Origin of the sequence: Paraburkholderia fungorum (genome assembly GCF_046027215.1) — a bacterium.
GTDB lineage: Bacteria > Pseudomonadota > Gammaproteobacteria > Burkholderiales > Burkholderiaceae > Paraburkholderia > Paraburkholderia fungorum_D.
Genome location: NZ_JAQQEN010000002.1, coordinates 699,667 through 723,721 on the forward strand (window position 1 = coordinate 699,667; position 24,055 = coordinate 723,721).

Annotated in this window: 23 protein-coding genes; 13 read left to right on the plus strand and 10 right to left on the minus strand. The window is 61.3% G+C overall.

Going from position 1 to position 24,055, the window contains the following annotated elements:
- Nucleotides 1-58: 58 nt before the first annotated feature.
- The 3 genes from PQR27_RS23865 to gudD all read right to left on the minus strand — a co-directional run bounded on the left by PQR27_RS23865 (nt 59) and on the right by gudD (nt 3,658).
- On the minus strand, nt 59-1,000 hold the full coding sequence (locus PQR27_RS23865) for a GlxA family transcriptional regulator (protein WP_408526108.1): 942 nt from the start codon (nt 998-1,000) through the stop codon (nt 59-61).
- 320 nt (nt 1,001-1,320) lie between these two features.
- Entirely contained in the window at nt 1,321-2,238 is a 918-nt protein-coding gene (gene kdgD / locus PQR27_RS23870; protein ID WP_408526109.1) for a 5-dehydro-4-deoxyglucarate dehydratase, read from the minus strand.
- A 70-nt stretch (nt 2,239-2,308) separates the two neighbouring features.
- Complete coding sequence (gudD, locus tag PQR27_RS23875; protein WP_408526110.1) at nt 2,309-3,658, minus strand: glucarate dehydratase; 1,350 nt, start codon at nt 3,656-3,658, stop codon at nt 2,309-2,311.
- Nucleotides 3,659-4,056: 398 nt separating this feature from the next.
- Here gudD and PQR27_RS23880 point away from each other — a divergent pair, with 398 nt between their 5' ends.
- The 3 genes from PQR27_RS23880 (at nt 4,057) to PQR27_RS23890 (ending at nt 5,741) form a co-directional block, all read left to right on the plus strand.
- Nucleotides 4,057-4,767: a FadR/GntR family transcriptional regulator gene (locus tag PQR27_RS23880; protein ID WP_408526111.1), complete on the plus strand. Its 711-nt coding sequence runs from the start codon at nt 4,057-4,059 to the stop codon at nt 4,765-4,767.
- A gap of 295 nt (nt 4,768-5,062) precedes the next feature.
- Nucleotides 5,063-5,338 carry a hypothetical protein gene (locus PQR27_RS23885; RefSeq protein ID WP_408526112.1) on the plus strand — a complete coding sequence of 92 codons (276 nt, stop codon included), beginning with the start codon at nt 5,063-5,065 and terminating at the stop codon, nt 5,336-5,338.
- A 43-nt stretch (nt 5,339-5,381) separates the two neighbouring features.
- Nucleotides 5,382-5,741 (plus strand): superinfection immunity protein, encoded by a 360-nt coding sequence (locus PQR27_RS23890; RefSeq protein WP_408526113.1) that lies wholly within the window; start codon nt 5,382-5,384, stop codon nt 5,739-5,741.
- A 138-nt stretch (nt 5,742-5,879) separates the two neighbouring features.
- Here the strand turns inward: PQR27_RS23890 and PQR27_RS23895 are convergent, their stop codons facing one another.
- From PQR27_RS23895 to PQR27_RS23905, 3 genes are all read right to left on the minus strand, one after another.
- Nucleotides 5,880-6,224, minus strand: coding sequence for a hypothetical protein (locus tag PQR27_RS23895; protein ID WP_408526114.1), 345 nt, complete (start codon nt 6,222-6,224; stop codon nt 5,880-5,882).
- A gap of 969 nt (nt 6,225-7,193) precedes the next feature.
- Nucleotides 7,194-7,703 carry a hypothetical protein gene (locus tag PQR27_RS23900; protein WP_408526115.1) on the minus strand — a complete coding sequence of 170 codons (510 nt, stop codon included), beginning with the start codon at nt 7,701-7,703 and terminating at the stop codon, nt 7,194-7,196.
- A 157-nt stretch (nt 7,704-7,860) separates the two neighbouring features.
- On the minus strand, nt 7,861-8,493 hold the full coding sequence (locus PQR27_RS23905; RefSeq protein WP_408526116.1) for a phasin family protein: 633 nt from the start codon (nt 8,491-8,493) through the stop codon (nt 7,861-7,863).
- Nucleotides 8,494-8,774: 281 nt separating this feature from the next.
- On the opposite strand from PQR27_RS23905, the gene PQR27_RS23910 reads away from it, so the two are divergent.
- The 4 genes from PQR27_RS23910 to lra1 all read left to right on the plus strand — a co-directional run bounded on the left by PQR27_RS23910 (nt 8,775) and on the right by lra1 (nt 13,036).
- Nucleotides 8,775-9,527 carry an SDR family NAD(P)-dependent oxidoreductase gene (locus tag PQR27_RS23910; RefSeq protein ID WP_408526117.1) on the plus strand — a complete coding sequence of 251 codons (753 nt, stop codon included), beginning with the start codon at nt 8,775-8,777 and terminating at the stop codon, nt 9,525-9,527.
- A 115-nt stretch (nt 9,528-9,642) separates the two neighbouring features.
- Nucleotides 9,643-10,971 (plus strand): MFS transporter, encoded by a 1,329-nt coding sequence (locus PQR27_RS23915; protein ID WP_408526118.1) that lies wholly within the window; start codon nt 9,643-9,645, stop codon nt 10,969-10,971.
- Between the two features lie 48 nt (nt 10,972-11,019).
- Nucleotides 11,020-12,198: an L-rhamnonate dehydratase gene (gene rhmD, locus PQR27_RS23920; RefSeq protein ID WP_408526119.1), complete on the plus strand. Its 1,179-nt coding sequence runs from the start codon at nt 11,020-11,022 to the stop codon at nt 12,196-12,198.
- A 55-nt stretch (nt 12,199-12,253) separates the two neighbouring features.
- Nucleotides 12,254-13,036 carry an L-rhamnose 1-dehydrogenase Lra1 gene (gene lra1, locus PQR27_RS23925; protein ID WP_408526120.1) on the plus strand — a complete coding sequence of 261 codons (783 nt, stop codon included), beginning with the start codon at nt 12,254-12,256 and terminating at the stop codon, nt 13,034-13,036.
- A 28-nt stretch (nt 13,037-13,064) separates the two neighbouring features.
- Here lra1 and PQR27_RS23930 read toward each other — a convergent pair whose 3' ends face one another.
- Nucleotides 13,065-14,063 carry a LysR family transcriptional regulator gene (locus PQR27_RS23930; protein ID WP_408526121.1) on the minus strand — a complete coding sequence of 333 codons (999 nt, stop codon included), beginning with the start codon at nt 14,061-14,063 and terminating at the stop codon, nt 13,065-13,067.
- A 140-nt stretch (nt 14,064-14,203) separates the two neighbouring features.
- On the opposite strand from PQR27_RS23930, the gene rhaM reads away from it, so the two are divergent.
- From rhaM to rhaS, 6 genes are all read left to right on the plus strand, one after another.
- Entirely contained in the window at nt 14,204-14,527 is a 324-nt protein-coding gene (gene rhaM / locus PQR27_RS23935) for an L-rhamnose mutarotase (protein WP_408526122.1), read from the plus strand.
- 65 nt (nt 14,528-14,592) lie between these two features.
- The gene (locus PQR27_RS23940) at nt 14,593-15,486 is read left to right on the plus strand and encodes an amidohydrolase family protein (RefSeq protein WP_408526123.1); all 894 of its coding nucleotides are present in this window, start codon (nt 14,593-14,595) and stop codon (nt 15,484-15,486) included.
- Nucleotides 15,487-15,521: 35 nt separating this feature from the next.
- Nucleotides 15,522-17,078, plus strand: a complete 1,557-nt coding sequence (locus tag PQR27_RS23945) for a sugar ABC transporter ATP-binding protein (RefSeq protein WP_408526124.1) — start codon at nt 15,522-15,524, stop codon at nt 17,076-17,078.
- Entirely contained in the window at nt 17,075-18,133 is a 1,059-nt protein-coding gene (locus PQR27_RS23950) for an ABC transporter permease (RefSeq protein WP_408526125.1), read from the plus strand. Before PQR27_RS23945 ends, PQR27_RS23950 begins: the two co-directional genes overlap by 4 nt.
- Nucleotides 18,126-19,136: an ABC transporter permease gene (locus PQR27_RS23955; RefSeq protein ID WP_408526126.1), complete on the plus strand. Its 1,011-nt coding sequence runs from the start codon at nt 18,126-18,128 to the stop codon at nt 19,134-19,136. The genes PQR27_RS23950 and PQR27_RS23955 overlap by 8 nt, the downstream gene beginning before the upstream one ends.
- A 91-nt stretch (nt 19,137-19,227) precedes the next feature.
- Complete coding sequence (gene rhaS / locus PQR27_RS23960; protein ID WP_408526127.1) at nt 19,228-20,235, plus strand: rhamnose ABC transporter substrate-binding protein; 1,008 nt, start codon at nt 19,228-19,230, stop codon at nt 20,233-20,235.
- 85 nt (nt 20,236-20,320) lie between these two features.
- Here rhaS and PQR27_RS23965 read toward each other — a convergent pair whose 3' ends face one another.
- The 3 genes from PQR27_RS23965 to PQR27_RS23975 all read right to left on the minus strand — a co-directional run bounded on the left by PQR27_RS23965 (nt 20,321) and on the right by PQR27_RS23975 (nt 24,040).
- Entirely contained in the window at nt 20,321-21,394 is a 1,074-nt protein-coding gene (locus PQR27_RS23965; protein WP_408526128.1) for a CmpA/NrtA family ABC transporter substrate-binding protein, read from the minus strand.
- Nucleotides 21,395-21,404: 10 nt separating this feature from the next.
- Nucleotides 21,405-21,980: an ANTAR domain-containing response regulator gene (locus PQR27_RS23970; RefSeq protein ID WP_408526129.1), complete on the minus strand. Its 576-nt coding sequence runs from the start codon at nt 21,978-21,980 to the stop codon at nt 21,405-21,407.
- A 266-nt stretch (nt 21,981-22,246) separates the two neighbouring features.
- Nucleotides 22,247-24,040, minus strand: coding sequence for a tetratricopeptide repeat protein (locus PQR27_RS23975; RefSeq protein ID WP_408526130.1), 1,794 nt, complete (start codon nt 24,038-24,040; stop codon nt 22,247-22,249).
- Nucleotides 24,041-24,055: the final 15 nt, after the last annotated feature.

Sequence of the window (24,055 nt, forward strand, 5' to 3'; positions counted from 1 at the left end):
TCACCATGGGGCGCGGCGCCTTCGACGGGGAAGGCCCCTAATTCGCGGGGTCGCCGCGCTAGGCAGCTTGCTGCCTGGCAACCCGGCGGATGGTTTGCGGCGGTTGGCCCAGCGTCCTGACGAATGCTCTGCGCATCCTTTCGGTGTCGCCGAAACCGGTCTCCCTTGCGATTACTGCAAGCGAGAGTTCACCGGCGTCGACGAGGCTGCGAGCAGCATCGACGCGCAGCTTCTCCACCGCCTGCGCAGGAGACTGCCCGGTCTCAATCCTGAAGAGCCGGCTCAGTTGTCTTGGGCTCACGTGCGCGACGTCGGCGATGACTTCCACGGAAAGATCCTGATGAAGATTGGCTCTCGCGAAAGAAAGCGCCTTCTGGATGCGGTCCGATCGGGGCTGGAGCTCCAGCAGCGCCGAGAACTGGGACTGGCCACTGGTACGCCGGTGGTACACCACCAGCTTCTTCGCCACGGACCTCGCCACTTCCTCTCCATGGTCTTCCTCGACCATGGCCAAGGCCAGGTCGATGCACGCGGTCATGCCAGCCGAGGTCCACACGCTGCCGTCGCTCGTGAAGATCCGGTCCGGCAAAACCTTCACGTTCGGGTGTCGCCGCTGAAGCTCCTGAGCCGCGGACCAGTGGGTCGTTGCGCGGCGGCCGTCGAGGACGCCGGCTTCCGCAAGAATGAACGCGCCGGTGCAGATGCTGCCCACTCGCCTGCAAGCCTGCTCGGCACGCTTGAGGAATGACCTCATCCTGGGCGTGGAAGTCGGGGCCTTGATGGAGCCGAGGACAAGCAGCGTATCGAACGCCGCATTCCGGAACTTGCGCGAATCCACCGTCGCGCCCGAGTAGCTTGGAACCGGCCCCCCGGCTTCGGACAGCTGGACTTGCCGATAGGACTCGTACCCTAGTTCCTTGTTCGCCAACTCGAACACGGCAATGACGGCAAGGTCGAGGATCTCGAATCCCGGGAACATCAACAAGGCAACGGTCTTCATAGGATGTCCCAAAATGCAGTTATCAGCGATTCGAGCCAATCATAGTCCTGCCCAGGAAATGACGCAATTCTGGGACATATCAAGAGGCACCTGATGTCCCAAAACATTGGGTTTACGTCTTTTAGGTCACCACCACCGGCCTCATCATAGGCGTGCGTCATCGGGGTTGGTGCGGGTCGTCGCGCCGGAACGCGCGGTCCGACACTGATCACCGCGCGAACGCAGCGCTTGACCGGCCTTGTCGATCTGTATCGGGCGCTCGGCGGTGGGTGGGTCGAGCGGTCAGGTGAACCTGTGCGGCCACCCGAGGCGCCCGGTTCTTACTGAGCGCCCAGCTTTTTGATGAGCGCGTCGAGTTGAGCCATCTCTTCTTCGGTCAGATCGGTGAGCGGCGCGCGCACCGGACCGGCGTCGTGACCCACCAGCTTCGCGCCGGCCTTCACGATGCTCACCGCGTAGCCCTGGCGACGATTGCGGATCGCCAGATACGGCAGGAAGAATTCGTCGATGATCTTACCCGTGGTGGCGTGGTCGTCGGCGGCGATCGCGCGATAGAAATCCATCGCGGTCTTCGGGATGAAGTTGAACACGGCGGACGAGTACACGGGCACGCCCATCGCTTTGTATGCGGCTGCGTAGACTTCCGCGGTTGGCAGGCCGCCGAGGTAGGAGAAGCGCTCGCCCAGACGGCGGCGGATCGACACCATGTTCTCGATCTCGCCCACGCCGTCCTTGAAGCCGATCAGATTCGGGCAACTGTCGGCGAGACGTTCGAGCATGTCCGCGTTCAGCTTTGAATTCGCACGGTTGTAGACGATCACGCCAATATTCTTCACTGCCTTGCAGACCTGCTCGACGTGCGCGGCGATACCTTCCTGTGACGCTTCGGTCAGATAGTGCGGCATCAGCAGCACGCCGCTTGCGCCGAGGCGCTCAGCTTCCTGCGCGTAGTCGATGGCGACGCGGGTCGGGCCGCCCGCGCCCGCGAGAATCGGCACCTTGCCCTTGCAGGTTTCGGTGGCCGTGCGGATCACGTTGGTGTAATCGCTTTTGGTCAGCGAGAAAAATTCGCCCGTGCCGCCCGCGGCGAACAATGCGCTTGCGCCGTAGGGCGCGAGCCATTCGAGGCGTGCGGCGTAAGTGTCGGCGCGGAATTCGCCGTGCGCGTCGAAGTCGGTCACGGGAAAGGACAGCAGGCCTTCGGAAACGATAGCTTTGAGTTCTTGTGGGCTCGTCATGGTGTCGGTAGCGTAAATTTTTTGTTCAACCGGCAGGGCCGTTAGGGCCGCCGCCGGGCAAAAGTCTGAATTAGCGTACGAGGCACGGACGCTTGTTATCGAACTTCCAGTTCGGAATCAGGAACTGCATCGCGACGCCGTCGTCGCGCGCACCCAGGCCGTGTTGCTGATACAGCGCGTGCGCTTTCTCGAGCTCGTCCAGATCGAGTTCGACGCCCAGCCCCGGTTTCTGCGGCACCTTCACTTTGCCGCCGACAATCTGCAACGGATCGCGGGTCAGGCGCTGCCCGTCCTGCCAGATCCAGTGGGTATCGATAGCGGTGATCTTGCCGGGCGCGGCCGCGGCGACCTGCGTGAACATCGCCAGCGAAATATCGAAGTGGTTATTCGAATGCGAGCCCCATGTCAGGCCCCACTCGTTGCACATCTGCGCGACGCGGACCGAGCCTTGCATGGTCCAGAAGTGCGGATCGGCAAGCGGGATGTCCACCGATTGCAACTGGATCGCGTGGCCCATCTGGCGCCAGTCCGTTGCGATCATGTTGGTGGCCGTCGGCAAGCCGGTCGCGCGGCGGAATTCGGCCATCACTTCGCGGCCGGAATAGCCGTTTTCCGCACCGCATGGGTCTTCTGCGTAGGCGAGCACGTCGTGCTGGTCGCGGCACAGGCGGACCGCTTCGGCCAGCGACCACGCGCCATTCGGGTCGAGTGTCACGCGCGCGTTCGGGAAGCGCTCGGCCAGCGCCGTGACCGCTTCGATTTCCGCGTCACCGGCGAGCACGCCGCCTTTCAGTTTGAAGTCGTTAAAGCCGTAGCGCGCCTGAGCGGCTTCCGCCAGACGCACGACCGCTTCGGGCGTCATGGCTTCTTCCGTGCGAAGGCGTTCCCAGTCGTCGCGGCCTTCCGCGCCGCTCGCATACGGCAGATCGGTCTTGTTGCGGTCGCTGATATAGAACAGATAGCCGAGCATTTCCACTTCGTCGCGTTGCTGGCCTTCGCCGAGCAGGGCCGCCACCGGGACGCCCAGATGCTGGCCGAGCAAATCGAGCAACGCCGCTTCGAGCGCGGTCACCGCGTGGATGGTCGTGCGCAGATCGAAAGTCTGCAGGCCGCGGCCGCCCGCGTCGCGGTCGGCGAATTGCGTGCGTGCTTTGTTGAGCACGGCCTGGAGATTGCCGATCGACTGGCCGACGACCAGCGGACGGGCGTCGTCGATGGTCTTGCGAATGCTCTCGCCGCCGGGGACTTCACCCACGCCGGTATGGCCGGCACTGTCACGCAGGATGACGACGTTGCGCGTGAAGAACGGACCGTGCGCGCCGCTCAGGTTCATCAGCATGCTGTCACGGCCGGCGACGGGCACGACGCGCAATTCAGTGACAGTCGGCGTGGCGGTCGAAGGGGAGGGATGTGAGGTCATGGGAGTTTCACCGGGTCAGTTTGTGAGCTTTGCTATGGACAGTTTGCGCCAGCGCGTCGCGATTCACCAGACGAGAGGTAGGTTGTCGGACGACAGTCTACTTTTGTGGCGCGAGCTTTCCAACGGAGTGTTTACCCTGCCTGAATCGCGCCAGCATATGGAGTTTAACGTTAGAATGCGCGTGGAGTAGCATATGAACATGACTCGAACTAGGACATCAGACAACGTAGCCAGTGTTTTCAGATGACAACCTGACCTGTGCCTATCTGCTGCAGCGCCGGCGAGTGAAGTAGGGCAGGCTTTCACGTGGCGCTATGATGGTTGGGGGTCTGGGCGTTAGACGACGTCCCGCGTGCGCGACGTGTGAATTCCCAGGCGATGGGGCAACGAGCCAGAAAATGAGCAGCCTGACTGACAAGGTGGTGAGCACCCTTTCCGACGAAATCCGTCGTGGAACCTTGCGGCCCGGTGACAGGATTCCAACCGAACTGGAGATGATGAAGCAACTCTCGGTGAGCCGCTCCGTGGTTCGCGAGGCGATTTCGCGGCTGCAGGCGGCGAAAGTGGTGGAGACGCGTCACGGCATCGGCACATTCGTGTTGGCGCAGGCTACAGAAGAGTCGATGCGGCTGCCTGCCGCCGATCTCTCGAGCATGCTCGATGTGATGGCCATTATCGAATTCCGCATCGACGTCGAGGCCGCGTCAGCGGCGTTGGCCGCGGCGCGGCGTACCGAGATGAATCTCAAGCAGATCCGCAGCGCGCTGGAGCGTTTCGAATCCGAACTGGAGCGGGGCAGCACCGACGTGCTGGCGCACGATATCGAGTTTCATCTGCAGATCGCGCGGGCATGCGGAAATCGCTACTTTTTCGACGTGCTCAGTCAACTCGGCCGCGCGGTGAGCCCGCGCACGCGGCTCGGTTCAGCGGAGATCGCGGAGCTCGACCATATCGAGCATCTGCGCAACGTGCTGAGCGAACATCAACTGATCTACCGTGCGATCGAGCGTCAGGACGCGGACGACGCGCGCGCTGCCATGCGCATGCATCTGAGCAATAGTCGCGAGCGGTTGCGGCGGGCGCATGCCGCGAGCACGGCCGGCATGTAAGCACGCGCCACGTTGGAGTGGGCCAATGCCCGGCCACGAGAAATCCGGTGTATGTCGCGAAGATTGCGCCCATGCAGTGAGAGGCTTGGCCCACTGCACCGGCTCCGAGCGGGAGCCCAGACCAACCCCACAAACCCGCCATGGGCGGAGCGCGGCCGCATTGTCCGGTTTGTAGCAATTGTGATTTCACGCTATCGGCATAGAAAAAAGATAGACCACGCCTAAACTGAGTTCTGTCAGCGGCGCGCGTCTCACCCGACTTGCGACGCTCTTAAAACCGGATTGGAGATTGGTCATGAAAAGCAAACTTCTTGCAGCCTTGCTCGTCGCAGTTGCTACCTCTATCGCTGCGCCCGCGTTTGCCAGCGGTTACGGTCCTGCACCTTTCTATCGGCCGTCGGTGGGCGCCCCCGCGTCGCAACGAGGCCAGAGCGCGCAAACCGTCGCAGCGGAACAGAACAACGTGGCCGGCTCCGTCAAGGATTCGTACGGCGGCGTAGTGGCGTCCTCTTCAGGGTCTGGCATCCGTCAACCGGCCGAGTCTGCTGACCGTGCGAGTTCGGGTAACTAATCAGAACGTGATGCGCTGACCGAGGTTGTGGCGAGGTGTTGAAATGTTGAAGATAGTCGAAGGTGGTGTGTTACTGGGTGCGTTGGTGCTTTATCTGGTGCCCGCCATAATCGCGGACGCCAGAGAACGCAAAGACGCTTTTGCGGTAACCATGGTGAACATCCTGCTCGGATGGACGATTGTCGGCTGGTTCGCAGCGCTAGTGTGGGCGCGGCATCCCATCAGCGAACGCAGTCTGATGCACTTCGCGAAGCGAGCCCAGCGTGCGGTTGCGCGAGCGACGATCGATGCAATCATTGCCCGTGCGGAAGGTCGCGCTAGCGCAATCCCTGCGTTCAACCCTCGGTTGGTGCCAGTCGTGGCGCGTATTGCGGCAAGGACTCATCGGCACCAAAGGGATTAAGCTTTCTCGCGAAGCACAGCACCCAATCGGCGTGTTTGACATTGGAGAGCGGGTCGCCGCCCAGCGACCCGCTCTCTGGTTTTTTGAGGTTCTCGATGTCGGGCCGCGGGAGCGGTCCCTGCTGGAACGGCAATGCGGTCAGAGTGCGTCGTGACAAAGCGCCATCATTCTCTGCACCATGGTGCTTGACTCGTTGAGTTCCATCTCGCTGGTAAAGAGGGCGTTCACGCTAGACAGCCGGACCGCGACTCCGGCCTCGAGTAGGTCTTTCGCGGCAATTTTCAGAGCAAGTTGGCCAATGCGCACCCGGTCGAGCCAGTTCATTTTCAGCTCATTTTTCGTTAGCCACTGACGGCAGCACTCGACAACGTGGTCCACCCGCCATTCATTGGTCAAAGCGTAGGACGCAGCGGCAATCGCCACCAGGAAACATAGCAGGTCGGGGCGCGCACTTTCGCGCTCGTTGAATTCAGGTTTCGTCATGGTATCGGCTCGCCCGCCACGGTTAAGCAAACCGAACACATATGGGCGAGGGCGCGAGAATCAATAGGGACGTCGCCGCCGCTAGCCGATGCTTGATGAATCGGACGACCTACGAAAGATACTCGAACTCATCTTCGCGCTCTCTGATGATGGATGGAGCATTTGCCCCTCGGATACTTGGGGGACTGACTCGATTCAAATATTCGCTTTCGTTTCGTTTTTTCACGCTCTATAACACGTATATGCAGGGCGAGTGTGACGTGTCGAGGGTCCACAAAATCCGTTGACATTGCCTGTTCGCACGCCATCTTGCGCCAATCGATCTTAGCTCGGCGCACTGCGCTTCTTATCTTCCCAATTACATGGAACTTTGGCCTCGGGCGATCGGCTCGCGGACCCGGAGATGGCTTCGCATTCGCATATCCCGTATGAATTTCAATTGCGGGACAAGCGACCGGAGAATTGCATGAATTGAAAGCTCAACCTGGATTAAGGAGTCAACATGAAATCACGACTGATGGTCGCTTCTGCTTTCGGATTGTTTGTCATGGTCGGGTTTGCGCATTCGCAGAGCATGCCCGAGGCGCAGCAACCCACTCCGCAAGAAAACGCCGCGAATCAGGCTGCTTCCTCTCCCAGTGCGGGGATGGAGTCATACGGTGGGATGCCTGATACAAGGATCCAAAGCGGCGCGAAACATGCGCGGCCGTGCAGGGTAGACCCGCAATGCAACGTTTTTTTCGGGGGGAGCTAAAAGCCGACTGATGGCGCGCGAGCCAGCAATGGAAGGCACGGTATGTTCAGGTCGGGAAGGGAGTCGAAGTCCTCGATTGGGCATCGGACTCCCTTTCATTCTTTAAGGTACCGGCGCGTCCTGATGTGCGAAGACTCTTGACATGCGAAACGCCGGCCGGGTTCAGGAGCGCTCGGCAATCTTGACCTGGCGGTATGTGCCACGAGCTGGAAGCGTTACGCCTTCGACTTCGGCTCGGGCCAGGGCCAACCCCTCTTCTCATTGCGTGCGTTCGCGTCTACAGATGACACGGCCGCGACCGGACTCGCCTCATTGATGGCATCGTGCGACGGTTTAGCGAGAGCGTCTTTCTGGACATTCAAAAGTCGGGTCCCAAACCACGTCACTTTTTTCTGAACGTGGCTGATATAGGCGTTCCACCCGTCAGGGTTACCGTCAAAAAGGTTCTGCTGAACAGTCGACGCCAGTGCGTCCCGGTTGAGCTTCGTCTCAAGCAATTCGCTCGGCCACAGAGAGAACGCGCCAGCGACGCGTGCGGCGAATTCGTTCACCGTCATTTTTGGCGCAAGCGCGTGAAGGAACTCGAAGCCCTGCATTGACGCATTTTTCTGCATGAGCTGCGCCACCGACGCGCCGGGTTCGCTCGTCTTCGCCAAACAGTTCAACGCGCCGAGCATGTCGCCAAGATGAAGCAGCAGTTCCCGTCGATCAAATCGGTCATCCATTGCAGTATGTCCCTTCATTTCTTGCTTCGTTGGCGACGCACCGAGGCTGCGCTGTCGCCTTGGCTCAGCATATGTCGTTTCTGGAGATGTGGAGTGCAGATAAGGCAAATGCGAACCGAAGTTCGCATTTGCAGACGCAGCAGGTCTAAGAGGAGTCTTACTGAACGGCGGACACTGTCGACACGAACTGCTTTGCAGCCTTGTTAGCCGATTCGTAGGTGGCATTCGCTGCCGACAAGACCGAGTTCCACGCGGCAACAGCCGATTCGCTTCCTGCCGGCGCGTTCTTCTTGAGGCTTTCGACGAACCCTTGGGCTTCACGTTGGAATTGCTCGCCCTGTGCAGTCAAGGTGGCCGTGATTTCGCTCTGAACGCCGGAAACGATTTCGTGAACCTGGCGGCCGTATGCTGCCAGCTTGTCCGCCGCAGGCTGCGAAAGGCCTGCTTGCAGTGCGAAAAAATCAGCCGGGTTGCCAGCCGAAAGGGCCTTGGTCAGGGCTTCCTGGTTTTCGGCGAGGGTTGCCTTGCTAACTTGCAAATTCAATGCAACCAGCTTTTCGAAGCCTTCAAATGCCTTGTTCGTCAGACCAAAGAATGTTTCCACGCTGGCTTGCTGGGCGGCTGCCAGTTGTTGGGGGATAAGAGTGCTCATCACTGCTCCGTAAGGGTAAGGCGGCAAGAGTGCGAGGGGCTCTGAGTGAAAACAAAACCACGCGCCGCGCGGGCCGAGAAAAAGTGGATTGCTGCAATGCAACAAAACCCATTCTACGGGGGAATGCCGCGAAGTCAACCAGTTTCGTAAAGACGTCGGCTTGGAACACTTGCGGCGCTCCGAAGACTAGGGGGCAACGTTGTATGAAACTCCCGCCCAAGACAGCGGTGGTGGGCGTCCAACGACTCGCGACGGCATGTCACCCGCCGTCGCTGCGATTCACTTTTGTTATCACCCTCTTCAATACTCGGATTGTTAGTGCATCGCACCACTCGTATATTGGCTGCACGGAAGATAGAGACAGCAGAAATACAACAACTGAACGGCATGCCATGCGTGGATGCCACAGGAGCACAGCGATGAATCGGATCGACCTTGAGGGGCGCGTCGTGGCCATTACTGGCGGCGCGCGTGGTATCGGCTACGCGGTGGCGCAACGGGCCCTGAATTCGGGCGCATCGGTCGCCCTATGGGACGTGGACGCCGAACGGCTGGCACGCAGCGAGCGCGAGTTGAGCGAACTAGGCAAGGTTACGGCCACTACGGTCGAACTCACTCAGGAAGCCGCGGTTGCGAAGGCGGTAGAACAGACCGTAGCGGCCCATGGCGCAATCGACGTGCTGATCAATTGCGCGGGCATCACCGGCGGCAACGGCGCAACGTGGGAGCTGGACCCCGAAGTCTGGCGCCGCGTGATCGACGTCAATCTGATCGGCCCGTATCTCACCTGCCGCGCAGTGGTGCCGCAGATGCTGAAGCAAGGCTATGGGCGCATCGTCAATATCGCGTCAGTAGCCGGGAAAGAGGGCAATCCGAACGCGTCGCACTATAGTGCTTCCAAAGCCGGGCTCATCGGCCTGACCAAATCGCTCGGCAAGGAACTCGCGACGAAGAACATCCTCGTCAACGCGGTCACGCCCGCCGCGGCCAAAACCGAGATCTTCGATTCGATGTCGCAACAGCATATCGACTACATGCTTTCGAAGATCCCAATGAATCGTTTCCTGCTGCCTGAAGAGGCGGCGTCGCTGATTCTGTGGCTCTCGTCCGAAGACTGCGCATTCAGCACCGGTTCGGTATTCGACCTGTCTGGTGGCCGCGCCACGTATTGAAACACCGCTATCGAGTCTATCGAGTCAGCGGATGAGCCGCCGGAACGCACCGCGGTAGAAGAACAGAAGACATACAACGCAGAGCGCCGCCCGTGCGCTTTGCGAAGGAGACGACATGGACCCGATTTCGCCGGCGTCAATCGAGGCGATCAACAGCAAGGTCATGCGCCGGCTGTTACCGTTTCTGTTGCTGATGTATGTGCTGGCGTTTCTCGATCGCGCCAATATCGGTTTCGCGCAAAAAGCGCTGCAGCACGATACGGGCTTGTCGAATGCGGCGTTTGCATTCGGCGCGGGCGTATTCTTTGTGGGTTATGCGTTGTTCGAAGTACCAAGCAATTTGCTGCTGCATCGGTTCGGCGCGCGTGCGTGGATGTGCCGGATCATGGTGACGTGGGGGCTTGTCTCGGCGGCGATGTGTCTCGCGCATACGCCCACGGCGTTTTACACGTTGCGTTTTCTGCTCGGTGTGGCTGAAGCAGGTTTCTTTCCCGGCGTGATCTACTACCTCACGCACTGGTTTCCGCAGGCGGCGCGAGCGCGTGCGGTCGGGGTGTTTTATTTCGGCGCACCGCTGGCATTTATCTTCGGCAGCCCGCTATCGGGTTCTCTGCTCGAATTGCACGGAGCAATGGGATTGGCAGGCTGGCAGTGGCTCTTTCTGATCGAAGGGACCTTGGCCTCGGCTGTCGGCGTATGGGCATTCTGGTATCTCGACAATCGTCCGGAAGACGCGCGCTGGCTCGACGCGTCAGAACGTACCGCTTTACGCCGTGCGCTTGACGACGATGCGCTTGCGGCGTCCGCACATGGGCCGCGCAATATTCTTGCGGCGCTCGTGGATCGCCGGGTGTTGTTGTTGTCGGCGATTTATCTGTTGATCCAGATGAGCGTGTATGGCGTGATTTTCTACTTGCCGCAGCAGGTGGCCGCATTGCTGGGCACGACGGTCGGTTTGCGCGTGGGTCTCGTCGCCGCGCTGCCGTGGCTGTGTGCGCTGGCGGTGACATGGTACGTGCCGCGCCGCGCGGATCGCTCGGGTGGTCACCGCCATTGGGCAGTCGCGCTGCTGGTGCTGGCGGGTCTGGGCATCAGCGTCTCGGGGCTCGCGCACAATCGGTCGATCGGCCTGATCGCGCTGTGTTGCGCGGCGAGCGGCTTTATCGCGGCTCAGCCGTTGTTCTGGACCTTTCCCACGCGTTATCTCACGGGTGTCGCAGCAGCAGGCGGTATCGCGTTGATCAATTCGCTTGGGAGCCTCGGCGGTTTCATTGTGCCGAGCCTGCGCACCGCGGCCGAGCATGCGTTTTCGTCGACGTCGGCGGGGCTGGTTGTGCTGGGCGCATCGAGCCTGCTGGCGGCGCTGCTGATCGGCACACTGCTGCGCCGTGTCGATACTGATTCCACGTGGTCTTTCCATCACTTACTGCACCGTGCCCGCTAGGCGCATTGTCGGCTGCACGTTCGACGCATCAACAACGGAGCCCTTTTCATGGCCATGCCTACTATCCGGCACGTGCGTGCCTTCATCGTCCGCGGCGGCGGGGCGGACTATCACGACCAACCCGGCGGACACTGGATCGACGATCATATTTCCACGCCGATGGCGCGTTACCCGGAGTATCGCCAGAGCCGCCAGTCGTTCGGGATCAATGTGCTCGGCACGCTGGTGGTGGAAATCGAAGCGAGCGACGGGACGGTCGGCTTCGCGGTGACAACGGGCGGCGAGATCGGCGCGTTTATCGTCGAGAAACATCTGGCGCGTTTCCTCGAAGGTCAACTGGTTACCAACATCGAGAAGATGTGGGATCAGATGTACTTTTCGACGCTGTATTACGGCCGTAAAGGCGTGGTGCTGAATACGATCTCCGGCGTCGATCTCGCGTTGTGGGATCTGCTCGCGAAGGTCCGCAAGGAACCGGTGTACCAGCTATTGGGTGGACCTGTGCGCGACGAACTGGTGTTCTACGCCACTGGCGCACGTCCGGACCTCGCGAAGGACATGGGTTTTATCGGCGGCAAACTGCCGTTGCAGCATGGTCCTGCTGAAGGGGAAGCCGGCCTCAGACAAAACCTGGACAAGCTCGCCGAGATGCGCGGCCGCGTCGGCGACGACTTCTGGCTGATGCTCGATTGCTGGATGAGCCTCGACGTGCCATACGCGACGAAGCTCGCGCACGCGGCTCACGAATACGGCCTGAAATGGATCGAAGAGTGTCTGCCGCCGGATGACTACTGGGGTTACGCCGAACTGCGCCGCAACGTGCCGCGCGGCATGATGGTGTCTACCGGTGAACACGAAGCGACGCGCTGGGGCTTTCGCATGCTGCTGGAGATGCAATGCTGCGATCTGATCCAGCCGGACGTGGGCTGGTGCGGTGGCATGACGGAGCTGATCAAGATCTCCGCGCTCGCCGATGCCCACAATGTGATGGTGGTGCCGCATGGGTCGTCGGTGTATAGCTATCACTTCGTTGTCACGCGGCATAACTCGCCATTCGCCGAGTTTCTGATGATGGCGCCGAAAGCGGATGAAGTGGTGCCGATGTTCACGCCGCTCCTGCTCGATGAACCGGTGCCCGTCAACGGCCGGATGAAAGTGCCCGAGACGCCGGGCTTCGGCGTGCGGCTGAATCCGGAGTGCGCGCTGGTGCGGCCTTATCCGCGTTGAGTGCGCAGCGGGCTCGATAAAACTGAATGTGGCTCCAGCAAACAGGAGAAATGACGTGCTGCTCAAGGACAAGGTCGTGATCGTCACCGGCGGTTCACGCGGCATCGGGCGCGCCATAGCCGTTGCGTGCGCAACCGAAGGCGCGGATGTGGCGATCAACTACTGGGGCGATAATGACGCATCGTACGGACGCCGTTCCGCCGTCGAAGAAGTGGTCGGCGAAATCGAGGCGCTGGGGCGGCGCGTGATCGCGATCGAAGGCAACGTCGCCGCGCGCGAGACGGGCCAGCAGCTCGTGCGTCGGACTGTCGAGGCCTTTGGCAAAGTGGATGTGCTTGCCAGCAATGCCGGCATCTGCCCGTTCCATGCGTTTCTCGACATGCCGGCCGAAGTGCTGGAGTCGACGGTGGCCGTCAATCTGAATGGCGCGTTTTACGTCACGCAGGCCGCCGCGCAGCAGATGAAAGCGCAGGGCACGGGCGGCGCGATCGTGGCGACGAGTTCGATCAGCGCCCTAGTGGGTGGTGGCATGCAGACTCACTACACGCCAACCAAGGCGGGCGTGCATTCACTCATGCAATCGTGCGCGGTCGCCTTGGGCCCTTACGGCATTCGCTGCAATTCGGTGATGCCGGGCACGATCGCGACCGACCTGAATGCGGAAGACCTCGCCGACGAAGCAAAAAAGGCCTACTTTGAAAAGCGTATTCCGCTCGGCCGATTGGGCCGTCCGGAAGACGTGGCCGATTGCGTGGTGTTCCTCGCCTCCGACCGCGCGCGCTATGTGACCGGTGCCGCGCTGCTAGTGGATGGCGGCCTGTTCGTTAACCTGCAGTGACGGATTGCAATGGCGCACGATATCAATGTCAGTTGACCGGTGCGGAGTCGATCACGGAACCGGCGGCAGGCGCGGCGGCATCGTCGCGTGTGAGCTTGCGCGAGAAACCGCGCAGCAGCTCGATAAAACGCAATGCCGGTTCGGCGAGCGTTTCTTCCTTACGCGTGAGAATGCCGAAGCCGGCGAGACTCTTGCCGATTTCGAGCGGCAGTGCGACCAGCAGCTTGCCGCGCAAATGATCGCGCACGACCGACTCCGGCAGCATCGCCACGGCATCGTAATTCTCGAGCAGTTGCAGCGTCGCGAAGATCGACGCGCATTCGGTCAGGTTCACCGGCGTCGCAAGTCCGGCGCGCGCGAGTTCTTCTTCGAACAGCACACGTGCAGGGCTGGTGACGGGTTGGGCAACCCACGGCCAGTCGATCAGTTCTCGCAGCGTAATACGCGAGCGCTGCGCCAGCGGGTGCACCGCACGCACCACCAGCAGCAAGGTCTCGCGAGCGAGGGGTTCGAAACTGAAATCATTGTGTTGCAGCGGACTGGTGAGGCGTCCAAGCGCCAGATCGACTTCGCGGCGATGCAGCAATTGCACCACCTGGTCGCTGGTTTCGCCAAGAATACGCACGTTGAGCAACGGGCTTTCGGTTTTCAGCGCGGCAACCGCCATGGCCAGCAGGTCGGGCGCGGCGCCCATGATCGCACCGACGGTGAGTTGCCCATGGCCGCCCCGGCGTTTGACGTCGAGGTCTTCGGCGAAGCGCGTCAGTTCGGCAAGGGCGCGCCGCGCGTAAGCCAGCGTGACGACGCCGAGCGGCGTGGGCGTCATGCCGCGGGCGTTGCGCTCGAACAGCAGGAAGCCGAAGGCTTCTTCGATATCGCCGAGCATGCGGCTCGCGCTGGGTTGCGCGACGTTGACCGCCTCAGCGGCCTGATGGAGATTGCGGGTGTCGTCGAGTGCGACGAGCAGTGCAAGGTGCTTGAACTTGAGCCGATTGACGAGTGCGACGGCAGCTGAGTGTTGGCTCATGATTCACGGTGCGATTCGGTTTCTGGATCGCCCAATCCCAACAACGGATTGAGATGCTATCGACGCAGGAATTATAGTCGTTCCAGACGCTTCCACGTTTCGGTGGAAAAGCGCCCGGAAACGACGGGAGACAGGCCGCAATGGAAACGATCGCTTTCCGGATGGTGCTCAACCCTGGCATGCGCGAGGAATACGAAAGACGTCATGCGCAAATCTGGCCCGAACTGGTTGATGCATTGCACAACGCCGGCGTGCGCGACTATCGGATCTTCTTCGACGCGGACTCGAATTTTCTTTTCGCCGTGCTCACCCGCAGCACGAATCACCGTATGGGTGAATTGCCGCAACTCGACGTGATGCGCAAATGGTGGGATTACATGGCCGACATCATGCAAACGGCGCCGGATCACACGCCGCTTTCGCAGCCGCTCGAACCGGTCTTTCATTTGAACTCGCTAAGCTGACCGGGCGAGGCCAGACAGCTCTTGAACCGACTTCGGATTGACCTTCACCGCGCGGAGAGTGTTGCATGCAGGTTGTTGATTCGCATATCCATCTGTGGGATCTGAAGACGCATCGCTATCCGTGGCTTGAAAACCCCGGCGTATCGTTCGTGGGCGACGCGCGTGAGCTGAAGCATGACTATCTGCTCGCCGATCTGCTGGGTGAGGCGGGCGATATCGAGGTGCTGAAACTGGTGCACGTCGAGGCGAATCACGATCCCGCCGATCCCGTCGAGGAAACGCGCTGGTTGCAGTCGATCGCGGATCGCGCCGGGTCGCACGGCATGCCGAACGCGCTCGTGGTTGCCGTGGATCTGTCGGCGGCGAATGCACCAGCCTTGCTCGAAGCGCATGCGGCGTTCGCCAATACGCGTGGCGTGCGGCAGATCCTGAACGTGCATGAGAACAAACTGTTCAATTACGTGGGCCGTCATTTCATGCGCGAGCCGGTGTGGCGCGAGCATTTCGCGCTGCTGCGCCGTTATGGCATGTCGTTCGATCTGCAACTGTATCCCTCGCAGATGGAAGAGGCCGCCGCGCTGGCGCGCGCGCACGCTGACACGCTCTTCATCGTCAATCACGCGGGCATGTTCGTGGATCGCAGCAGCGTCGCCGGTTATCGCGCGTGGCGTGACGGGATGCGTTTGCTCGCCGGTTGCCGGAACGTGGCGGTGAAAATCAGCGGCCTTGCGATGTTCGATCATCAATGGACGGTAGAAAGCCTGCGGCCCTACGTGCTCGAAACGATCGATACGTTCGGCGTCGAGCGCGCGATGTTCGCGTCGAACTTTCCGGTCGATCGACTGTTTGGTTCTTACACGGATCTATGGCGTGCGTACGCGTCGATCATCGACGGCGCAAGTGTCGCCGAGAAAGACGCGCTGTTTCGCCGCAATGCGGAGCATTTCTACCGCATCTGAAGCGGCTCTGAAGCAAAAAAAGAAGGAGACACGTAGTGCAGCAACCGACATCCGCTGTGCCCAGGCTTGAACTACGGCACGCGAGCAAATCATTCGGCAGGGTCCGCGCGCTATCCGACGGCGATCTCGCGCTGTGGCCCGGCGAAGTGCATGCATTGCTCGGTGAAAACGGCGCGGGCAAATCAACCGTCGTGAAGATCCTTGCAGGCGTGCATCAACCGGATACCGGCGAGCTGCTGGTGGACGGCGTGGCGCGCCGCTTCGCGACACCTGCCGAAGCACGCGATGCGGGTCTTGCTGTGATCTATCAGGAACCGACGCTGTTCTTCGACCTGTCGATTGCCGAGAACATTTTTATGGGGCGGCAGCCGGTCGACCGGATCGGCCGCATTCAGTATGACGCGATGCGTCGCGAAGTGGACGGCTTGCTGGCCTCGCTTGGTGTGGATCTGCGCGCCGACCAACTGGTACGTGGTTTGTCGATTGCCGATCAGCAGGTGATCGAAATCGCCAAGGCGTTGTCGTTGAACGCGAACGTGCTGATCATGGACGAACCCACCGCCGCGCTATCACTGCCCGAAGTGGAGCGGCTCTTCGCGATCGTGCGCAAGCTGCGCGAGCGGGACGTGGCGATTCTCTTTATCACCCACCGTCTCGACGAAGTCTTCACGCTGACGCAACGCGTGACGATCATGCGTGACGGCGCGAAGGTGTTCGACGGCCTCACCGCCGATCTGACCACGGAGGCGATCGTCGCGAAGATGGTCGGCCGCGATCTGGAAACGTTCTATCCAAAGGCCAACCTGACGCCTGGCGAAGTGCGTTTGTCGGTACGCGGCCTCACGCGCGTGGGCGTGTTCAAGGATATTTCCTTCGACGTGCGCGCCGGCGAGATCGTCGCGCTGGCGGGTCTGGTCGGCGCGGGGCGCAGTGAAGTGGCGCGGGCGATCTTCGGCATCGATCCGCTCGATGCGGGCGAAATCTCGATCGGCGGCAAGCGTCTCACGGCAGGCCAACCTGCCGCGGCGGTGCGCGCGGGCCTGGCGCTCGTGCCGGAAGACCGGCGGCAGCAAGGGCTCGCGCTGGAACTCAGCATCGCACGCAATGCCTCCATGACCGTGCTCGGGCGGCTCGTCAAACACGGCCTCATTTCCACTCGCAGCGAGACGGACTTGGCGCGCCACTGGGGCACGCGTTTGCGTCTGAAAGCGGGCGACCCGAATGCGCCGGTCGGCACGCTGTCGGGCGGCAATCAGCAAAAGGTAGTGCTTGGCAAATGGCTCGCAACGGGCCCGAAGGTACTCATCATCGACGAACCCACGCGCGGCATCGACGTCGGCGCCAAAGCCGAGGTCTACAGCGCGCTGGCGGAACTGGTTGCCGAGGGCATGGCCGTCCTGATGATTTCGAGCGAATTACCGGAAGTGCTCGGCATGGCCGACCGTGTGCTGGTGATGCATGAAGGGCGTATCAGCGCGGATATCTCGCGCGCCGAGGCCGATGAAGAACGCATCATGGGTGCCGCACTCGGTCAACCGATCCCGCCGTCGGGAGGCGCCTCGAAGCAAGTCCCTACGGGGGGCGTCGCATGATGCGGCATTCTTCGACTCATCCCGCGCCGGTTTCGACGCCTATTGCGAAACGCGCCGGCAGCACGCCGGGCGGTTTTGCCGCGAGCATTGCGAAGAGCCGCGAAACGACGCTGTTCGTGGTGCTCATTCTGTTGATCGTGGGCACCGGGCTCGCGAAACCGCAGTTTTTCAATCTGCAGAATCTGCGTGACGTGCTGTTGAATGTCTCGATCATCAGCCTGCTGACGGCGGGCATGACGGTGGTGATCCTGATGCGGCATATCGATCTGTCGGTGGGGTCGACGGTCGGTATCAGCGCCTACGCGGTCGGCAGTCTCTATGTCGCGTTTCCGCATATGCCGGTGCTGGTGGCATTGGCGGCCGGGCTGGCGATCGGCCTCGTGGCGGGCGGCATCAATGCGCTGCTCGTCGCGGTGGGGCGCGTGCCGTCGCTGGTCGCCACGCTCTCCACGCTCTATATCTTCCGTGGCGCGGACTACGCGTGGGTGCACGGTGGCCAGATCAACGCAACCAGCTTGCCGGACGCGTTTTCCCGTCTCGCCACCGGCGCCTGGTTCGGCATTCCGACACTTGCGTTGATTGCGGTCGTCGTGCTGGTCGGGCTGGCGGTGTATCTGAAACAGTTTCGCGGCGGACGCGAGCATTATGCGATCGGCTCGAATCCCGAGGCGGCGCGGCTTGCTGGCGTGAACGTGGAGCGTCGCGTGATGGCGGGCTTTCTGCTGTCCGGCGCGATTGCCGGCTTCGCGGGCGCATTGTGGCTCGCGCGTTTCGGCACCGTCGATGCGAGCACGGCGAAGGGCATCGAATTGCAGGTGGTCGCCGCGGCGGTGGTGGGCAGCGTCGCGATTACCGGCGGCGTGGGCACGATTCTCGGCGCCGCGCTCGGCGCACTGGTGCTCGGCGTGATCAGCATCGCGCTGGTCGTGCTGCACGTGTCGCCATTCTGGGAGCAGGCCATCGAAGGCGCGCTGATCGTTGCCGCGATTACCGCCGATACCTTGCTGGCCCGCTCCGTTGCCAAACGCATGATGAGGAAACGCGATCATGGCTAAACCTGATTCCGCGCTGCTCACGCGCAAGCGTGAAACGCCCTTGCAATGGGACGTGTTGCTGGTGATCGTGCTGGTGGCGTCGCTCGCGCTTGGGCGGGTGCTGTCGCCGGTGTTTCTGACCGGCGCGAACCTGAGCAACGTTCTCGCGGATCTCACCGAGATCGCACTCATGGCGCTGCCGATGACCTTGATTATCGTCGCCGCGGAAATCGATCTTTCGGTGGCGTCGGTGCTGGGCGCGTCGAGTGCGTTGATGGGCGTGCTGTGGCACATGGGCTTGCCGATGCCGGTCGTGATCGTGCTGGTAGTGATTGCCGGTGCGCTCGCGGGTCTGCTCAACGGCCTGGTGATCGTCAAGCTCAATCTGCCTTCGCTTGCGGTCACGATCGGCACGTTGGCGCTGTTTCGCGGTCTCGCGTATGTGCTGCTCGGCGACCAGGCGGTAGCGGATTTCCCCGCGGGCTATACGGCCTTCGGCATGGATACGCTCGGCGCGACGTTTATTCCGCTGCCGTTCGTGATCGTGATCATCGGCGCGGTGGTGTTCACCGTGCTCCTTCAAGCCACCGCGTTTGGCCGCAGCCTGTATGCGATCGGCGCGAATCCGATTGCCGCGGCTTTCTCAGGCATTGAAGTGGCGAAGATCCGTTTGCGGCTCTTCGTGCTATCCGGTGCGATGAGCGCACTGGCAGGCGTCGTCTATACGCTGCGCTTTACCAGCGCGCGCGGTGATAACGGCGAAGGTTTCGAATTGTCGGTGATCGCGGCGGTACTGTTCGGCGGCGTGAGTATTTTCGGCGGACGCGGTTCGATGATCGGCGTCCTGCTGTCGCTGCTGATTATCGGCGTGCTGAAAAATGCGCTGACGCTCGACGATGTATCGAGCGAAACGCTCACGATCGTCACCGGCGTGCTGCTGCTGGCGTCAGTGTTGATTCCGAATCTGGTGGCGCGCTGGCGTGCTGCGCGCGACCGGCGCTTTATCGCGAAGTCCGCTTTATAGTCTGCTTCTCCCTCGTAAAACCGGCTGCACAGACCTATCCATACCGACAACCCGGACAGCATCCGTCCAACAACAAAGCAGGAGACACTTCATGTTCAAACCTCTACGTCACACCGGTACGGCTGCGCTCTGCGTTGCGCTACTGGCGATCAGCTGCGCGGCGGGCGCCGCGGAGCTGAAAAGCGGTCTGAAGATCGCGTTCGTGCCGAAACAGATCAACAACCCCTACGAAGTGATGGCCGACGACGGCGGCATGTCGGCGATCAAGGAGTTCAAAGGCGTCGGCAAGGTAGTCGGGCCGTCGGATGCGGGAGCCTCGTCGCAGGTGCAATACATCAACACGCTGATCACGCAACGGCAGGACGCGATCGTGATCGCCGCGAATGATGCCAACGCTGTGGTGCCGTATCTGAAGAAAGCCATGTCGCAAGGCATCAAGGTCGTGACCTTCGATTCGGACACGGCGCCTGAAGGGCGGCAACTGTTCGTCAACCAGGCGAACGCGGAAGGCATCGGCCGTGGGCAGATCCAGCTCGTGTCGAAGCTGATGGGCGGCGAGGGCGAGTTCGCTGTGCTGTCGGCGACGCCCAATGCAACCAATCAGAACACGTGGATCAAGTGGATGCAGGAGGAACTGAAAAAGCCAGAGTACTCGAAGATCAAGCTCGTGAAAATCGCGTACGGTAACGACGACGATCAGAAGTCGTTCGTCGAAACGCAAGGCTTGCTGCAGGCCTATCCGAACCTGAAGGCAATTGTTGCGCCGACCACGGTGGGCATTGCAGCGGCAGCGCGTTATATCTCGACCTCGTCGAGCAAGGGCAAGGTAGCGGTGACCGGTTTGGGCACGCCGAACCAGATGCGTGCCTTCGTGAAAAACGGCACGGTCAAGGCGTTCCAGCTTTGGGACCCGAATCAGCTCGGCTATCTGGCGGGTTATGCGGCAGCGGCGCTGGCGTCAGGGACGATTAGCGGCAAGGAAGGCGAATCGTTCGACGCGGGCAAGCTGGGCAAGCGCACGATCGGACCGCAAGGGGAAATCATTCTCGGACCGCCGACCACGTTCGATTCGAGCAATATCGACAACTTCAACTTCTAACCTGCGCTAACTGAAGACGAGGCGCGCAGGACGGTGATCACTCGCCGCCCACGCGCCTCGCGCCGTTTTTGCCGTCGATCGGCAATTACGAAACTTTGTCGTCCGGCACCGGTACGCCAACCTGCGCGGCCGCTTCGCGATACAACTGCGTCTGATTGATGCGCGCGGCAATCTCCGCATAGTCCGTGCGCGCATCGATCATGCCCCAGCGCTCGAACTGCGTGAGGAACCACGCGCCCTCGACTGCGCGCGGATAATTCGTCGCACCATTCTCAAAGAACCGTACTGGCAGGCGTTGCGGGGTCGACGGCGCGATCTCGTTGCCGAGTCGCGCCGCGATCAGCGCTTCATCGATGCCGATGAATTCCGGGCGCGCGAGCCAACGCGCGATGTCCTCGCGATGCCCGACGCCGTCGAGCCAGCGACACGCCTCCAGCATGGTTTGAACGAGCGCTCGCGCGGTATTCGGATGCGCGCTGACAAAATCGCGTCGGCACGCCAGCACTTTCTCCGGATGATCGGGCCATATCTCGCTCGTATAAGCGATCGTACGGCCGACGTCCTGCGCTTGCGCCATCGCATTCCACGGTTCCCCGACACAGAGCCCGTCGAGCCTGTTTTCGGCGAGCGCGGCGACCATTTGGGGCGGCGGAATCACGACGCTTTCGATATCGCGCAGCGGATGCACCCCTTGCGACGCAAGCCAGTCGTACAGCCACATCGCATGCGTGCCGGTGGGGAAGGTCTGCGCGAATACCGGTTTGCGGCCGAGCGTCGCCAATGCGTCTGCCAGCGTGCCATGTTCGGCCAGCGCATCCGCGAGACGATTCGACAGGGTGATGGCCTGGCCGTTGCGGTTGAGCACCATCAGCACGGCCATATCCGTTTGCGGGCCGCCCAGGCCGAGCTGCACACCGTAGACGAGACCGTAGAGCGCGTGCGCCGCGTCGAGATCGCCCGACAGCAGCTTGTCACGCACGGCCGCCCACGACGGTTGACGGCATAACTCCAGCGTCAGGCCGTGCGCGTGCCCGAACTCCAGCAGCTTTGCGGCGATGAGCGGCGCGGCATCGGACAGCGACACGAAGCCGAGGCGCAGGTGCGTTTTCTCAAGGGACCCGGATGAGGACGACGAGGCGAGCGGTGCAGGAGAGTTCATGGGCGGCGCTTCATTTGAGCGAGTCGGCCGACGCGACGATGGCGCGCGCGACCTCGGCGAGTCTCACGCCCTGGTTCATGGCGCGCTTGCGCAGATTCGCGTAGGCGGCGTGTTCGGTGATTTTCTGCTGATCCATCAGCAGACGCTTGGCGCGGTCGATCAGCTTGCGCTCGGCGAGTTCGTTTTCGACCTGCGCAAGGCGCTCGCGCAACTGCGACTCCTGCGCAAAGCGCGCGAGCGCGACTTCGAGAATCGGCGCGAGCCGGTCTGTCGCCAGACCTTCGACGAGATAGGCCGTGACGCCTGCGCCGACGGCGTCGCGGATCAGTTGCTGGTTGGTATCGTGACTGAACATCAACACGGGACGCGGGGCAGTGGCGTTCATCACCGCGAGCTGTTCGAGCGTATCGCGTGACGGCGATTCCGTGTCGATGATGATGACGTCCGGTCGTTCGCTTTCGACGACGCGATGCAGGGCGTGCGGCGTCGCGGTGCTGGCGAGCATCTCGTAGCCGAGCCGCGCGAGGGTGTCGCGCAACTCGCCTATGGGTTTATCGGTATCGGTGACGAGGAGGACGCGCAGCATGAGGTATGGATTGTCGGCGGCCGGATATGGCGAAGTCGAACATCGTTGCCCGACAAATAATGGCTTAAGCCCGAAAGCGCGTGCGTAACAGGTCAGCCTTTGAGGTTCCGAAGACAGCGCGTCTCGCGCGGCATTGTCAGTCCCGCATCGTTGCGGGCTAGAAGATCAGAGCAACAGTCGTGCCACAATTGTGTGGCATTGAAAGTCAACGCAATCACACAGTTATGAATAGTGTGTGGAATCGCGTCTGCACCGATACGGGGCGCTCATCGCGGATGCACCGAAGTGGCGCGCCCACACCATTCCAGCAGCGCCTCCCGCACCTCCTCGATAACCGCGTCCCACTCGCCTGGCTCCCGCTGCCTGAACAGGCGCATTGACGGATACCAGGGGCTATCCGTTCTGTTGGTCAACCATCGCCATTCAAGGTAGGCCGGCACGAGCACCCAGACCGGCCGACCCGCCGCGCCAGCCAGATGCGCAACTGAGGTATCGACCGTAATGAGCAGATCGAGCGCATGAAGGATGGCGAGCGTGTCAGTGAAGTCGTTAATCGCTGGACCCAGCGTATGCAGGTCAAACTCGTTCGTCAGGTCTTCGCTTTCACGCTCACGGTCGCCTTTTTGCACTGAATACCAGCTAGCCCCCGCAAGCGCGAGAAGTGGCTTCAGCGCATCCAGCCGGACCGACCGGTAACGGTCGAGCACGTGCTCAGGGCTGCCTGCCCACATCAGGCCGATACGTTTGTTTTTTTCGTGTAACCGGTCTGGTGAAATAGCTTCGATGTAACTCTGCCAATGACGCACTTTCTCTGGCGTTGCGGCGAGATAGGGCATTGCAATGGGGAGCATCGGCAATTCGAGTTTCATATGCTCCGGCATTCTTAGCATGTGGCACCAGTAGTCATATGGGCCGGGCGGCATGGTGGTCAATACGGTCCGCACGCTTTGCATGCTCGCCGCCAGTTCGGCTATTGGTCGACTCACCAGCACATCGACCACAGCGCCTTTCTGATGTAGCCATGCAGCGAATCTGATGCACTGTATTTCATCGCCATACCCCTGTTCACCCACCAGCAGGAACCGGCAGCCCGCGACGGCTTCGCCGTTCCACTCGGGAAAGTTGGGGCGAACCGGTTCTTTTTCCTTGCCAGGGAGGCGGTAAAACCATTTGTATCGCTTCCAGCCTTCTTCAAATTCGCCAAGACCAAGCTGAACACCCGCAAGGTGGAATTGCAGATGCGGGTTATCCGGCAAAAGCCGCGCCGCTTCCATACTGTGCGGCCGACTCTCCGCGATCTTGCCGCGTATGCTCAGTGCTCGTGCCGCGTTGTGATGCAGGAGGGGGTGATGCGGATCGATGGCGAGTCCCTGCATGGCTACGCTGAGCGCGTCGCTGAAGCGGTCGTTGGTGTTCAATACGAATGCCAGTGACTTTAGCGCTTCAGCATCGCCGGAAACGCGGGTTCTGATCTGCGTGATCGCATCGTCAAGTTCGCGCGTGCGGCCGGCCTTTGCCAGTGCCGCAATCAGGTCGAGTCCATCTTGCAAGTTGACCGGATTGAGCGCCCACGCGCGTAGCCAGTAGTTTGCGGCGTCACCGATTCTTCCGAGTGCTGTATTGATCCGGGCCAGCGCACGAACAGCGTGATGCAGTCCCGGCTCAATCTCAATCGACTTTTCGTAGTGCGTGACTGCCTCGAAAAGGCGGCCGGACAGACGCAGACAATCGGCAAGATTTCTGTGCAGGCTGGCGGTACTACCCGCCATGCAGATAGCGCGACGATAAAACGTCTCAGCCGCTGCATAGTCTGTCTTCGAGGCAGCAAGCAATCCCGCGTGTTCCCACCAGTCAGCGCGGTCGGGCGCGGCTCGCAAGGCCTGTTCAATGTATGCACACGCCTGATCGATTTCGTCCGTATGAACACAGGCGAGCGCCATACGATGCAACGCGTGCGCGTCGTGTGGCCGCACGGTTAGCACCTTGCGGTAATCGTTCATCGCCTCGCTCATGCGCCGCACGGAAAAATACGCATCGGCACTTGCGATCAGAGCATTCACGTCAGCGTCATCGTG